Annotated in this window: 14 protein-coding genes; 13 read left to right on the forward strand and 1 reads right to left on the reverse strand. The window is 70.7% G+C overall.

Annotated features, from left to right (window positions below):
* The first annotated feature begins 88 nt into the window (after positions 1–88).
* The gene (locus ACFZB3_RS36785; protein WP_391383831.1) at positions 89–805 is read left to right on the forward strand and encodes a DUF5655 domain-containing protein; all 717 of its coding nucleotides are present in this window, start codon (positions 89–91) and stop codon (positions 803–805) included.
* 96 nt (positions 806–901) lie between these two features.
* Here ACFZB3_RS36785 and ACFZB3_RS36790 read toward each other — a convergent pair whose 3' ends face one another.
* Positions 902–1,651: a DNA methyltransferase gene (locus tag ACFZB3_RS36790; protein ID WP_391383834.1), complete on the reverse strand. Its 750-nt coding sequence runs from the start codon at positions 1,649–1,651 to the stop codon at positions 902–904.
* A gap of 653 nt (positions 1,652–2,304) precedes the next feature.
* On the opposite strand from ACFZB3_RS36790, the gene ACFZB3_RS36795 reads away from it, so the two are divergent.
* The 12 genes from ACFZB3_RS36795 (at position 2,305) to ACFZB3_RS36850 (ending at position 13,562) form a co-directional block, all read left to right on the forward strand.
* Positions 2,305–3,429: an NlpC/P60 family protein gene (locus tag ACFZB3_RS36795; RefSeq protein ID WP_391383837.1), complete on the forward strand. Its 1,125-nt coding sequence runs from the start codon at positions 2,305–2,307 to the stop codon at positions 3,427–3,429.
* A gap of 82 nt (positions 3,430–3,511) precedes the next feature.
* The gene (locus ACFZB3_RS36800) at positions 3,512–3,811 is read left to right on the forward strand and encodes a DUF6112 family protein (RefSeq protein WP_199380682.1); all 300 of its coding nucleotides are present in this window, start codon (positions 3,512–3,514) and stop codon (positions 3,809–3,811) included.
* The gene (locus ACFZB3_RS36805) at positions 3,811–4,497 is read left to right on the forward strand and encodes a hypothetical protein (protein WP_391383840.1); all 687 of its coding nucleotides are present in this window, start codon (positions 3,811–3,813) and stop codon (positions 4,495–4,497) included. Before ACFZB3_RS36800 ends, ACFZB3_RS36805 begins: the two co-directional genes overlap by 1 nt.
* 55 nt (positions 4,498–4,552) lie before the next feature.
* On the forward strand, positions 4,553–5,911 hold the full coding sequence (locus ACFZB3_RS36810; protein ID WP_391383843.1) for an ATP-binding protein: 1,359 nt from the start codon (positions 4,553–4,555) through the stop codon (positions 5,909–5,911).
* 105 nt (positions 5,912–6,016) lie between these two features.
* Positions 6,017–7,486 (forward strand): SCO6880 family protein, encoded by a 1,470-nt coding sequence (locus ACFZB3_RS36815; RefSeq protein ID WP_391384597.1) that lies wholly within the window; start codon positions 6,017–6,019, stop codon positions 7,484–7,486.
* A gap of 43 nt (positions 7,487–7,529) precedes the next feature.
* Positions 7,530–7,985: a DUF6238 family protein gene (locus ACFZB3_RS36820; RefSeq protein ID WP_391383845.1), complete on the forward strand. Its 456-nt coding sequence runs from the start codon at positions 7,530–7,532 to the stop codon at positions 7,983–7,985.
* A 21-nt stretch (positions 7,986–8,006) separates the two neighbouring features.
* Positions 8,007–9,524 (forward strand): ATP-binding protein, encoded by a 1,518-nt coding sequence (locus ACFZB3_RS36825; RefSeq protein WP_391383848.1) that lies wholly within the window; start codon positions 8,007–8,009, stop codon positions 9,522–9,524.
* 546 nt (positions 9,525–10,070) lie between these two features.
* On the forward strand, positions 10,071–10,706 hold the full coding sequence (locus ACFZB3_RS36830; protein ID WP_391383851.1) for a hypothetical protein: 636 nt from the start codon (positions 10,071–10,073) through the stop codon (positions 10,704–10,706).
* Between the two features lie 86 nt (positions 10,707–10,792).
* The gene (locus tag ACFZB3_RS36835) at positions 10,793–11,512 is read left to right on the forward strand and encodes a hypothetical protein (protein ID WP_391383853.1); all 720 of its coding nucleotides are present in this window, start codon (positions 10,793–10,795) and stop codon (positions 11,510–11,512) included.
* 29 nt (positions 11,513–11,541) lie between these two features.
* Entirely contained in the window at positions 11,542–12,312 is a 771-nt protein-coding gene (locus ACFZB3_RS36840; protein WP_391383857.1) for a hypothetical protein, read from the forward strand.
* Positions 12,313–12,345: 33 nt separating this feature from the next.
* The gene (locus tag ACFZB3_RS36845; RefSeq protein WP_391383861.1) at positions 12,346–12,843 is read left to right on the forward strand and encodes a hypothetical protein; all 498 of its coding nucleotides are present in this window, start codon (positions 12,346–12,348) and stop codon (positions 12,841–12,843) included.
* Positions 12,844–12,860: 17 nt separating this feature from the next.
* Complete coding sequence (locus tag ACFZB3_RS36850; RefSeq protein ID WP_391383863.1) at positions 12,861–13,562, forward strand: hypothetical protein; 702 nt, start codon at positions 12,861–12,863, stop codon at positions 13,560–13,562.
* Positions 13,563–13,671: the final 109 nt, after the last annotated feature.

Below are 13,671 nucleotides of genomic sequence, written 5' to 3' on the forward strand. Positions count from 1 at the left end.
CGCAACGGCCCCAACTCGCCGTCACGGACATGTAGTCTATGAGTTGTCGCAGTTCAGAGCCGGTTCACGAGCTCCTGTGGTCGGTAAAGTGGAGTTCAAGAAGGGCTCCGACAGCGGAGTGCTGTCGCAGGCCGTCTCGTATCTGTCCTGGCTGCGCTCGGCGCAGCACGAGTTCGAGGCGTTGGTCCGGAAGGTGCTGGGCGGCGAGGCCGCCGAGTCGATCGACTGGCGTCGACCTCGGATGGTCTGCATCGCGGCCGGCTTCTCCCACCACGATCGCGTGGCCGTGCAGTGGCTGCCCGAGCGGATCGACTTGGTGCGCTATCGGGTCTTCGAGGGCGGCCTGTTGAGCCTGCTGCTCGTCGACTCCTCACCCGGCTTGCCGAGCACCGCTCTCACCAGGCGGAATCGGGGCCGGGACGCGGTGGTCGACGGCGCTTCGGCGGTACCGGTGGTTCCTTCGCCCACAGGGGCCAGCCGCGTTCCCGAGTGTCTGCGAGGCCTTTACGGGGAGTTGGACGAGGCGCTCACGGCGTGGGGCGAGGTCGAGGTCGCGGCGCTGCGGCACTACATCGCCTACCGGCGGCTGGTGAACGTGGCATCGGTGATCTTCCGTCCGAAGCACGAGGTGATCCTCGTGTATCTCAGACTCGACCCGGACTCGGTCGAGCTGGAGGAGGGCTTCACCCGGGACATGCGCGGCATCGGGCACCTGGGGACCGGAGACCTGGAGGTACGGGTCGTCTCGGCGGCCGTCCTGGAGAAGGTGGCGCCGCTCATCCGGCGGGCGTTCGAAGCGGCCTGACGCAACGAGAAGGGCGGCTGGCGCATCGGCTACTCGATGCGCCAGCCGCCCTTCGGCGTCTGCGGGCCGCCGGCCCCTGGCCCTCCGCTCTCGTGCTCATGCCTCCGGTCCGGCCAGTTCGAAGTCGTCCTTCGTCAGCTCGGCGCGCAGCCGCTGTTCTGCGATGCCTGCATAGTGATCGGAGAGCTCGACGCCGATGAACTGGCGCCCCTCACGCAAGGCGGCGACGCCGGTGGTCCCGGAGCCAGCGAAGGGGTCGAGGACCGTGCCGCCCGGCGGGCAGATCTTCACCAGTTCCTGCATCACTTCCACGGGCTTCTGCGTGATGTGCACGCGGTCCTTCCGGGGCTGGCTCGCCGTGTAGAGGCCGGGCAGGTAGACGGGGTTACGGTTGGCGTCGACGGGCCCCTTGGTTCCCCACACGATGTACTCGCACGACTGCTTGAGCCGACCCTTCTGCGGCCGAGAGACCGGCTTGTGCCAAGAGGCGATCCCTCGCCAGGTCCACCCAGCGGCCTGGAGCGCGTCCGTCGTCGTCGGCAGCTGACGCCAGTCGGTGAAGACGAGCGCGCTGCCGGACTCGACGGTCGCGCGATAGGACTCGGTGAGCAGGAGGGTGAGCCAGAAGCCGTACGAGCGCTGGTCTCGGTTCTCTCCGGGGAAGTTGGCGAGGTCGTGCTCGGCGTCGGCCGAGGTGTACTTGGCGCGCGCGGAGCGGCCGGTGCGCTCGCCGCTGGTTCGGCCACCGCTGTTGTAGGGCGGATCGGTGATCACGGCATCGACGCTGTTGTCAGGGATACCGGCGAGGGCGGTCAGCGCGTCGCCTCGGTGCAGGGTGTACGGCATTGGGCGGTTCTCTCTTCCAGGGGGCTGTCGTGCGCCTGTTTCTCCGCGTACGGAGGGCTGCGCACGTCGGCATGGATCGCTCCGCGGGAACTGCGGAAGCAGCCGCCGTGGCGATCAATGCGCCGGAGGTTAACGCCGAATTCCGGCCGCACCCAATGAGGCGACCCTCGGTTCAGCTCCCCGAAACCGCCCGAGGCACAAGCCGTTTGGTGCGGCCGGATTTCGTCCCTACAGTCTCGCCGTGTTCGCAGGACGGGACCTGGCTCCGCCCCTGCTGACCTGTGTCAATGCGTGCTGTCCCGTCCAAGGGACAGCACCGCCGGACACCCCCACCGACCGGCTCCCTATCGGCGAAGGGAACTCCCCATGTGGAGAGTGAGATTACGAGCGCGGCTGGCTGCCGCTTTTCAGTAAGCAAGGGGCCAGCGACCGGGATTTATCAGCTCCCGGCCCTGGTTCCCCTGCCTCCCTCAGGGATGGCGAATTCATGACCGGCGTGGTGCCGGTGGCCTTTTCGACGAGAACGCCTGCGCCGCGCTGCCTACGAGTAAGGAGCTGCCGATGCAGCATGCCGAGGCGCATCCCTCCCCGGGGCCCAGTTCTCCGTCCTACGGTTCGGCGTTCGGCCGTCGTCCGTGAAGAGGGTCGTAGCCATGGCTGGGGCCGTGGCGCTCTGCCCGACGTTGTTGATAGCGCCGGTCGCCGTCGCTCTCGCTGGTTCCAGCAGTGCTCAGGCCGCTTGTTCCGCAGACGGTGCACAGACTGTGGACAGCGCGGCGGTCGCGAAGCTGGTGAAGTCGATCCTCAAGGGCGACGACAAGGGGTCCGTGTCTGTTTCGGGGCTGGATGACCCCGAGGAGCAGATTCCGAATGCCGAGACGATCCAGGCCACCGGCATCGCGATGAAGGTGCCGGCTCGGGGGCAGATCGTTGCCCTGGCCACGGCTCTGCAGGAGTCGGGGCTGCGGAACCTGGATTACGGCGATCGGGATTCGCTCGGCCTCTTCCAGCAGCGCCCCAGCCAGGGTTGGGGCACGCCTGCTGAGGTTCGTGATCCTGTGCACGCCTCCACGAAATTCTACGAGGGCCTGCTCAAGGTCAAGGGCTGGCAGTCGATGACCATCACCCAAGCCGCGCAGGCGGTCCAGAAGAGCGGCTACCGCGACGCGTACGCGAAGTGGGAGCCGCTGGCTACGGCCCTCCAGAAGGCCATCGCAAAGTCGCTTGGCATGGTCGGGAGTTCGAGCACGGACAGCGACACCGGCGATGAGGCCGAACAGCCGACCTCCTCGGCAGCTGCCGTGTGCGGCACCAACGACGACGGGTCCTCCTTCGGCTCGATTCCCGCGGGGTCCGTGCCCGAGGGCTACGAGATCCCGGCCAGGGCGCCCAAGTCGGTGCGTACGGCGATCCGTTGGGGCCTCGGCCAGCTCGGTACGCCGTATCAGTGGGGCGGTACGTGTTCCGCTCCCCACGGCCAGGACCCGATGGGCCGGTGCGACTGCTCGTCCTTGATGCAGGCGTCGTACAAGGCCGGCGGCATCTCGATCTCCCGGACCACGTACACGCAGGTCAAGGAGGGCAAGGCGGTCAGCGTCGATGCCCTCCGGCCGGGTGACCTCCTGTTCACCCGGGGCACGGCCGCGGTGCCGGAACACGTCGGGATGTTCATTGGCCAGGGGTTGATCCTGCAGGCCCCGCACACCGGCGACGTGGTCAAGATCTCGACCCTCGCCGACTGGCGTGCAGACATCGTCGCCGCCCGCCGGATCGTCTGACCGGCCACTTCCCCCCTCCCCCGCTCCATCTCCCCCGGGCCCTCGCGCGCCCAAAATCGCACTGGAGTTCCAAGTGAAGCTCATGCATCACGCCCAGTACCTGGCGTACAACCCCGGCATCACGCCGAAGGAGGGCGGTCTTCCCGGCCTCAGCGTGCTGAAGAACGTCGTCTCCTCGATCAACCTCTTCGGGATCGTCGCGGTGGTCGGCGCCCTTGCCATCTCGGCGATGGTCTGGGCGTGGGGTCACCACAGCGGTGGCCACCAGGCCGAGGCGAACGGGAAGAAGGGCACGGTCATCGCCGCCGGGTGCGCGCTGCTGCTGGGCGCGGCCAACGGCATCGTCGCGTTCTTCTCGGCGATGGGGACGCAGGTCCACTGATGTCGAGGAAACATTCCCTCATCGCCCAGGAGCGCACCTACGGGGCGCCGCCCTCGGTCCTGCGGCGTGCCCTGTTGGGTGGCGTCGTCCTGGCCGTACTGCTGGCAGTCGCCGGGCTCCTCGCGTATTTGACCCGCGCGGAGAGCCCCGCCTCGGCTAAGCCCTCCCCGACTCCGGCATCCACGCAGCGGCCCACCTCGCCGATGGCAACCCCCAGCGGGCGTGCGGCGGGTGCGGCACCGCCCAAGACGAGCGATCCGATCGTCTTCGCCAAGGCGGCCACCAAGGTGCTGTGGACGTACGACACCCGCTCCGTTTCCCGGGCCGAGCACGTCGCCGGGATCAAGCGGTGGATGACCGGCGAGAAGAATTACGCCGACTGGGAGTCCGTCTCCGACCAGGTTCCGGGCCCGGTGCTGTGGTCGCGGATGCACGACAACCGCCAGCACGCGACCGCGAAGGTCGGCGAGGGCCACTTCCCTCAGGCGTTCAAGACGGCCCTGGCGCAGGATCCCGGCGCGATCACAGAGGCGTACGTCTACGCCGTCACGGTCACCGGCAAGCAGTCCATCGCCTGGAAGGGCTCCGGGTCCGGGGCCGAGTCCCGCTCCACGACGCTCGCCGTGCAGTGCCGCCCCGACAAAGCCTGTGCCCTGGTCGGCGTGCTGCCGAGCGTCGCGCCCTGATCGCCCCCAATTCCCGAAAGAAGGTGCCCTCATGGGGGCTTGTGACCTTCCCCTGATGAGCGCGGTGTGCGACACCGTCGGCGGCGTCGTCGGTTCGACCGGCGAGGCGATCACCGATGGCATCGGCGCCTGGATCGCCAAGTCGATGGGCGAGCTGGCCCAGTCCGCCGCGGATCTCGCCTCGACGGCGGTCGACAAGACCACAGCTGTCGATCTCAACGCCGAGTGGTTCCGCGGTAATTACGAGTTGCTTCTGCCCATCGGTCTCGTGCTGACCGTCGGCACGTTCTGTCTGCAGTTGATGCGGGCCGCCTGGCGCCGTGACGAGCGCGCTCTCGCGCAGGCGGTGACGGGGACGGTGGCGGGTGTCCTGTTCGCGTTCGCCGCGATCGCGTGCACCACCGTCGCGCTGACCGTGGTCGACGCGCTGTCCGCCGGGTTGTTCCAGGCGGCGGACACGTCGGTCGACGACGCGATCCGCCGCGTCATCGAGGTCAACGACCTCGGTCCGATGTACGAGTTGGGCTGGGCGATACCCGCCATGGTCGGCCTGGGATGTGCCATCGGCGCGTTCCTGTACTGGGCGGTGATGGTCGCCCGCAAGGTCGGCATCCTGGTCCTGGTGACGCTGGCGGTGTTCGCCGGCGCAGGCGGCGGCTGGGAAGTCGCGCGGCGCTGGCGGCGCGGGTGGATCGAGGCCACCGCCACGTTGATCGTCAGCAAGCTGCTGATGACGATCGTGTTCCTGCTGGGCGTCTCGGCCATGGGCAAGAGCGACGCCTCCGACGGGCTCGCCGCACTGTCCGACGCCATGGCGGGCATCGTCGTCATGGTTCTGGTGATGCTGTGCCCCTACGCCACCTACAAGTTCGTGCACTGGGCGGCCGACGGCGGCGGCCAGGACGACCTGCACCGTTCGGGGGTCGCCGGCGTCGCGGTGGCTGCCGGCGCGGCGAAGACGGCGGGCCAGCTCGCGATGCAGGCCAGCACCGGTGCGCGGGCTCCGCAGGGTCCGTCGAAGGTTCCGGGCCAGGGGTGGGGCGGTGTCGCCTCCGGTATCGACCCGACCGGCGGGTCGGCCGACGGCGACCAGCCGAAGCAGACCCACTTCCGCTTCGGTGAGGACCCCAACGCCGCCGGCGACAAGGGCCGGGCGCTGATCCGGCGGCCTTCCAGCGATGGTGACCGCGGGCAGCCGCTGATCCAGCGGCCCGGCCAAAAGGCGGCGGCCGACGCGGCACCGGTCTCCTCCGGGCCGACGCCCCAGGGCGCGGCGGTGGCGCAGCCGCGCATCACGCACCTGGATCCGCCGGCACCCCGGCGTCCAGGACCGGTGAGCGGTCCTTCGCCGCAAGGCGGTGCCACGCCTCAGCGGTGGGTCTACCCCGAGCCGCCGGGTGGATCGGGCTCGTAGCCCTCGCCTTGCTACGGGGCGGGCGGCACCTGTCGTCTCCGACGCCGCCCGCCCCGTCTTCTCCCCTTCTGTTTCTTGCTCTCCCGTTCCAAGGACGGCTTCGCCATGCTCTCCGACACCTCTCAGCTCGACGGCCCGGCCACCGTGAAGTTCCCGCATCGCTCGCGGCGCGGTGTCCTGCTCGGTCTGTCGGCTCCCCAGCTGACCGTCGTCGCCCTCACCGGGCTGCTGCTGCTCGCGGTACTGCTCACTTCCGGCGTCACCGGGGCGCTCAAGCTCATCCCGCTGTGGGCGGTCGTTCTGGCGGCGGTGTTCGTCCGCCATCGTGGGCGGTCCCTCGCCGACTGGGCGCCCATCGCCGCTCGGTACATGCTGCGTCGCTTCCGGGGCCAGCTGGTCTGGCTCGCCCGGCCGTCCGCCCGGCCGCGCCGCGAGGGCCTGCTCCATCTCCCGGGCACGGCGGCGTCCCTGCGCGTGGTCACCGCCCCGCGCGGACACTTCGGCGCGGTGCACGATCCTCACCACGGCACGCTCACCGCTGTCGTGAAGGTCTCCTCGCGCGCCTTCGCTCTGCTCGACCCAGCCACCCAGTCCAGCAACGTGGCGGGCTGGGGACGGACGCTGGCGGCGCTGGCGCGCACCGGGCACATCGCCCGGGTCCAGGTCCTGGAGCGCACGGTGCCCGACTCCGGCGACGCGCTCAACCGCTACTGGCACGAGCACGGCGACGAGGCGACCCACCTGGCCGGACCGATCTACCGCGACCTGCTGGCCGCCGCCGGCCCGGCCGCCGCCCCGCACGAGGCGTACGTCGCGCTCGCCCTCGATCTGAAGGCCGCTCGCCGGTTGATCAACCAGGCCGGCGGCGGGCTCACCGGCGGCTTCGCGGTCCTGGCCCAGCTCACCGCCACCTTCGACCAGGCCGCCCGCAACTCCGGCCTGGCGCCCAGTGGCTGGCTGAACGCGGCCGAGATCGCCGCCGTCATCCGTACCGCCTACGACCCGAAGGCGTCGGCCGCCTTGGACCAGTGGTCAGACTCGGGCCGCGCGCAGGCCGAGCCCGCTGCCGCCGGCCCCGTCGTCCTGGTCGAGAAGGCCGACCGGATCCAGACCGACTCGGCCCACCACGCCACGTTCTGGATCGAGAACTGGCCCCGCGTCGAGACCTCCCCCGGTTTCCTGCACCAGCTCCTGTTCACCTCCGGCGTGCGCCGCACCCTCTCGCTGACGTACGAGCCCAAGGGCCTGGACTCCGCACTCAAGGACGTGCAGCGCCGCAAGGCCACGGTGATCGCGGACGCCGCCGAGCGGCAACGCAAGGGCCAGGTCGACTCCGAGGAGGACTCGGTCGAGTACGCCGACATCAAGCAGCGCGAGCGCCAGCTGATCGCCGGCCACGCCGACGTCGCGATCACCGGCCTGCTCACCGTCAGCGCCGACACCGACGAGCAGCTCAACGCCGCCTGCGCCGCGATCGAGACGGCCGCCGTCGCCGCCCTCGTCGACCTGCGCCTTCTGACCTGGCAGCAGGCCGAGGCCTTCACCAACGCCGCCCTGCCCCTCGCCCGCCCGTAGCGCACCCGCACCACCCTCTCGCGCTCTACCGAAGGGCACCCTCATGCCGACCGAGCCCCTGCCCGAACTGGCTCCGGACTTCGTCCCGTTCGCCACCGCTGCGCTCGACTTCCACCGGGCGATCAACATTCCGGTCGCCCCCATCGCCGCCGGCCGTGCCGAACTCGACTCCCTGCACGCCCACGTCGTCGCGCTGTACGAGCTGCTCGACGCCCACACCGCCCGCACCACCCCGGTGGCCAGGGCGGAGGGCGACCACCTTCGGGCGTGCCGGATACGGCTGTGGCAGGCAGCCGAGCACCTCCACGCCGCCTTCCACGCCGCCCCACACCCCGGCACCGGCCGCCTCCCCACCCGGGAGGCGTGCCGGGCCCGGCGGCCCGAAGGCGCGCCCGAACTCACCCTGTGCCAGCGCCACCTGGCCACCGCCGCCCACGTCCGCCGCGACCACACCCCGGCCGACCTGCGCGACCCCTTCACCGGCCTCGCCCGCCACTGAACTCCCAGGAGCACCACCACCATGCCCACTCGTACCATCCGCGCCAGCGCCAGCCCGCTGTTCGTCCCGCGCAAGAGCGACCGCCGTACGGCACGCGCCGCCCGTCATCAGTACGCCGCCGCCCGGGAGCAGGCCCGGCACGCCGCATGCCCCGAAGCCCTCTCCACCGCGCCCGGTCTCGACCCTGAGCTGCGTGCCACCTACCCGGCCGCCGGCCGACCGGGCCCGTCCTCCACCCGCGGCGGCCGTCTCAAGCTGCCCGCCCACCGGATGACGACGGCCACCGCCTCCGGGGCCTACCCCTTCCTCGCGGAGGGCGGCCTCGGCGCCCACGGGATCTACATCGGCCGCGACGTGCACGCGGAAGCGGCGTTCACGTACGACCCGTTCGCCCTGTACGGGCGTCTCGATGGCTTCACCAACCCCAACATCCTGCTGGCCGGGGTCATCGGCATGGGCAAGTCAGCCCTGGCCAAGTCCCTCGCGGTGCGCGCCGTGGCCTTCGGATACCGGATCTACGTGCCCTGCGACCCGAAGGGCGAGTGGACCGTCGTCGCCCAGGGGCTGGGCGGGCTGACCATCGCGCTCGGCCCAGGTCTGCCCGGACGCCTGAATCCCCTGGATGCGCCCGCCCGGCCGTACGGCGTCAGCGAGGACGACTGGACGGGCGAGGTCCGTAAGCGGCGCCTTCTGCTGCTCGGCTCGCTCGCGAAGACGGTCCTGGGGCGCGAGCTGCACCCCATGGAGCACACCGCTCTCGACGTGGCGCTCGACCAGGTCGTCGCCCACGCCGAGGCCCACGACACCACGCCGCTGCTGGGCCAGGTCGCCCATGTCCTTGGTTCCCCCGAGCGGCTCGACGCCGCGCTCGGCGAGTTGTCCGGCCGCCTCGGGCATGCAGCCGAGGACCTCGCCCACGCACTGCGCCGGCTCGTGCACGGCGACCTGGCCGGCATGTTCGACGCGCCGAGCACCGTGGCGTTCGACCCGAGCGCGCCGATGCTGTCCATCGACCTGTCCCGCCTCGGCGGCGCGGGGGATGACACCGCGCTCGTCCTGGCAATGACCTGCGCATCGGCCTGGATGGAGTCCGCCCTCGCCGACCCCGCCGGAGGACAGCGCTGGGTGATCTACGACGAGGCGTGGCGCGTGATGCGGCACGTCGCCCTGCTGGAACGGATGCAAAGCCAGTGGAAGCTCTCCCGCGGCCTGGGCATCGCGAACCTGATGGTCATCCACCGCCTCAGCGACCTGCTGGCCGCAGGTGACGCCGGCTCCCGGGGCCGAGCCCTGGCCGAGGGCCTGCTCACCGACTGCTCAACGCGGATCGTCTACCGCCAGGAAGCCGACCAGCTCTTCTCCGCCGCCTCCTTGTTGGGGCTCACCGGCGTCGAGACGCAGGCGGTCTCCGCGCTCACCAAGGGGCGAGGCCTCTGGAAGGTGGCAGGCCGGTCGTTCATTACTCAACATCTTTTGCATCCGCGGGAGCGCGAGCTGTTCGACACGGACGCTCGGATGGGAGCGATCACTCGTCCTTGATCAATACCGCTCGGGGGCCGGTGCCACGTCTCAGCCCCCACTTTCTCCCCGCTCAGAGCGCTCCTAGGAACTCCGCCCTCATGCCTCAGCAGTACAAGATCCGCCACGTGGTGCATCGGCTCGTCCAGCACTACCTCCGCGCTACCGCGGCCAACGCCTCTCACGGTCATATCCCCCTGGCTACGGGCCCGTTCGGCGTCCTTGATGAATCCCGGCGGCGCGACGCCCGCCAGGCTCCGCCTCCCAACGCATCGGCTCTCCGTCATGGCTGAACGGACACAGACGACGTACGAGGCCACCTCGTCTGTGTCTCGTTCCGGCGCGTCAGCCCCAGAACACCGGGCCTCCTCCGCGGCTCGCAGGAGCAACAAGCGCACAGACCTTGCAGCGTTCGCCCAGGGTCTCGCCGCCCGGCTGCCTGGCTCCTGGACCGTCGTCGCCTAGGAGCACGCCACATACGCCGATCAGTTCCCGCTCGCGGATCGGCTCTGGGACCTCGGGCATGTGCGGTGGGCCTTCGAGCAGTTTCGGCTGTGCCGGAGCGCCGTGCTCACCTGCGACACCGGTTGCGAGCTGTTCGTCGTTGATCGCCCGCGGCGCACACGGGAGTTTCTGGTCGCCGCCTTACAGCCCAGCGGCGGTGACGTCGAGGACCGGGTGAAGGCACCACACGGCATCGTCGTCGACGCGGAGATGTGGGCTGTGTTCGCTCCCTTCCTCGACCACGGTCCCGCCCTGGTCGCCCACGCCGTGGAGACGCTCCCGTTCCTGGAGCCGCAGGATCGTATGGATGGGCGGTGGGCGTACCGGCTGCGACTGCTGCGCGAGGCTTTGGAGGGCGGCGCGCGTGTTCAGGCCGACTTCGAGTTCGTCACCGGTGCGCTCGTGCCGGATCACCCCCGCGCCGAGGCCGCGTTCGCGAAGGCTGTCGCCGAGCGCGATGCCGAGGGCTGGCACTACGCCCTGACCTGGATGGAGAGCGGCTGCGTGCTCGTCGAGATGGCACGAGCCGAGCGAGCCCTGCGCGGCCGACCTGAACAGTCGCAGCAGCCCGCACAGGTCCAGGCCGCCCGTGCCCGATCCCCGCACGCGGTCCGCCATCGCGCCGCGCCAGCGACGGGGTCCGCCGCTGCAGCGCAGTCCGGCCTCCTCGCACACGATCGCGTACGCCGATCCCGCTAGCGCAGATTCCCCGGCCCCGCCAAATCCGTCTTCGGGCCACATCCTCGTCCTCCGCATGGCCCCGACCTCTGCGAGGTGCACCTCTCGTGGCGGAAACACCCCCGCACATCACCGTCGCCCACCACACCCAGTACGGCGTCGTCGCCGCGCTGTCCCACGAGCACCACGTCGCCGATCACCTGCTGCGGCGGGTCGGCTTCGAGCGACTGCCCGGCGGCCGCCTGTACGCGCTGACCGAGCCGGACCGCGACCTGACGCGGCGCGGACAGCTGGCGGTCCGGTCATTGCGCGCCGCGCGGTACAGCGTCACCTCCGACGCCGCGTACGACCTCAAGCCCGCCACACGGCCCGATCCCGGTCGAGGTCTCTTCGAGGAGTCGGAGAACCGCCCCGTCGCGGAGGTCCTCGGCGGCGGGGAGGCGGTCTTCGCCTCCGCCCGCACACTCGATGCCGACATCCGGGCCGCCTGGATCGTCGTGCACGACCAGGTCCGCGATCCCGACGGCACGTTGCGCGCGGTCGGCACCGACACACGCACCGGCGAGGGTGTGCTGCTGCACGGTGAGGGCGATCTGCGGTACGTCGAAACGCGGCTGGACAGCGCGGCCCTCGCGTTCGACGCGTTCTCCTACATCCGCGGCAATGGACGTCCCGATCCGACTCCGGCGACCTGGCAGCGCCGGGCTCAGGCGGCAGCCACCGCCATCTCCCCGGCGCGCGCGAGCACTTCGGTACCACAGCGGCCCGACGTCACAGTCGCCTTCCATCCCGCCCATGCACCCCGGCAGCCGATCCGCGCCCGCTAGGTCATCCGAACCCGAAGGGAATCTTCCGCATGAAACTACAGCTCGAACCCGACGTCGCCTTCGGTGTCCACCCGGAGTTCGGTGTGGTCGCCGCCGTCTCGGACGATCACCCCTTCCTCGACGAGGTGCTGCGCAAGCACCACTTCCGTCACAGCAGCGCCCTCGATCTCTACGTGCTGTCCGACGACACCCCGCACAACGCGGCGGTGCGGGCCGTGGCGCGTGCCAGCCGCGAGTTCCAGGACGTCGGCCTTTCGGTCGCCGCCGATCCCCGCATCATGCTGCCGCCGCCGATCCCGGCGCCGGACGGGGTGGCCGAACGCCAGACGTTGCCCGGGCAGTCGCTGACCGCCCTGACCGGGGAACTGCACGAGCTGCGCCGCTCGGCCGATGTCGCCGACGTCCTGGAGCAGATCCTGGACGAACATCACGGCGTCGTCGGCGACTTGGAGGAGTTCATCGACACGGCCGCCGCCTGGTGCGATCGGCTGGACACCTCCACCGGCCGCGAGCTGGGCCAGCACCTGCGCACCATCGCCCACCACGTCGCGTTCCTCGGCGATCAGCTCGTCACCGCCCAGCTCGACCTGGCGGTCATGCCGGACCTGACTCCGGAAGGCGCCCCGCCCCTGGCCGACGTACCGCTGCTGCCCCGGTACGAGCTCCCGTCGGTCACGCACACCGCCCGCGCCCGCGCCGCTCGCGCATCCTCCCCAAGCCGTCCGACCTCCCTGCCCAACTCCCCGGACGATGCAGCCCATTCACCGGCTCCCCCGTCCAGCCTCCGCCGTACGCGCTGACCTTCCTCTCGATTCCGCGAAGGAGTCCGGCTCATGGCCGTCAAGAAGATCTGGACCATCAACCACGCTTGCGGGGACACCGCTCAGGCCGATCTGTCCGACCGTCCGGCCGACCGGCGTGCCGGCTACGCCCGCTGGCTCGCCGAGCGCGACTGCACCGACTGCTGGCGCGCCACCCAGGGCGAGGACACCGGGTCCAAGGCCGAGTGGCTGGCGAAGAAGCGGGCCGCCGAGCAGGCCGAGGTCGAGGAATGGTCGACGCGGTACCGGATGCCCCCGCTGGAAGGCACCGACCGCGCCATCGCCTGGGGCATCCGCTGCCGCCACCAGCTCATGGCCGCCGCGTACACCGCCCTGGTCCTCGAAGGCACCACGAGCGAAGCGGAGTGGGCGGCCATCGAGGAGGCCGCGCGGCCTCTGACGCGTGCCGGGTGGTGGCTGGACCAGCGCGACGCCGATCCCGGCGACCTGCCCGAGTTGCTGGCCGCCGCCACCGAGGGCGACCGGCCCACCGAGAACCCTCACTTCTGACACCCGCGGAGGCACCCATGTCCACCACGCCCGATGTCGTCATCACCCGCGAGCCGACCGGCAACGTCACCGCCGAGGGCGGGGACGAACTGGCCTTCACGCTCCTCAAGCGCGCCGGCTTCGTCATCGAGACCGCCCCGTTCTCCTTCTGGTACCGCCTGCCCTGGGACATGGGTGAGAAGCGCGAGAACCAGATGGCCAGCCATGCCGCCCGGATGCTTACCGTGGTCGGCTACCGGGTCGAACTCGATCCCGGCCTCGACGTCACCCGGATCACCACGCCCACCGATCCCCTCGGCACACGCGTCTACGGGCAGCAGATCCTCTCCCTGACCGACCAGCTCAACGGAGCCGAGACATACGCGGGGGCGGCCGACCTCGTCGAGCACGTCGTGGCCCCGGACGACGGAGTCCTCGTCCGCCTCGGTGAGTTCTTCGAGGCCGCGGCCGTGCAGGCCAACGTCGCCGACACCGATGCCGGTTGGGACCTGTCCCACCTCTGCGAGGACGCCGCTGCCACGCTCATCTCTCTCGCCGAGGACGTACGCGGCGCCGGCCACCAGATGCGGGCGCTCGGATCGCCCCGGAAGCAGGGCTGGCAGGAAGGCGTCGCCAGCTATTACGCGACCGCCCCACGCCCGCACACCGGAGCCGCGCCCGGCGCCGAAGAGCCCGCTGCAACTCCTCCGACCGCGCCCCGGCCTGGCCGGTCGCGCTGACCGACACCCCGCCGTTCCTGCTCACAGCCGCAGCCACCAGGAGCCCGCTCGTGATCACGAGAGCAACTTGCCGCCCCGCAGCCACCCGTAGGTCCGCACCCCTCTGGAT

It is taken from the genome of Streptomyces sp. NPDC008092 (genome assembly GCF_042957285.1).
Lineage (GTDB): Bacteria > Actinomycetota > Actinomycetes > Streptomycetales > Streptomycetaceae > Streptomyces.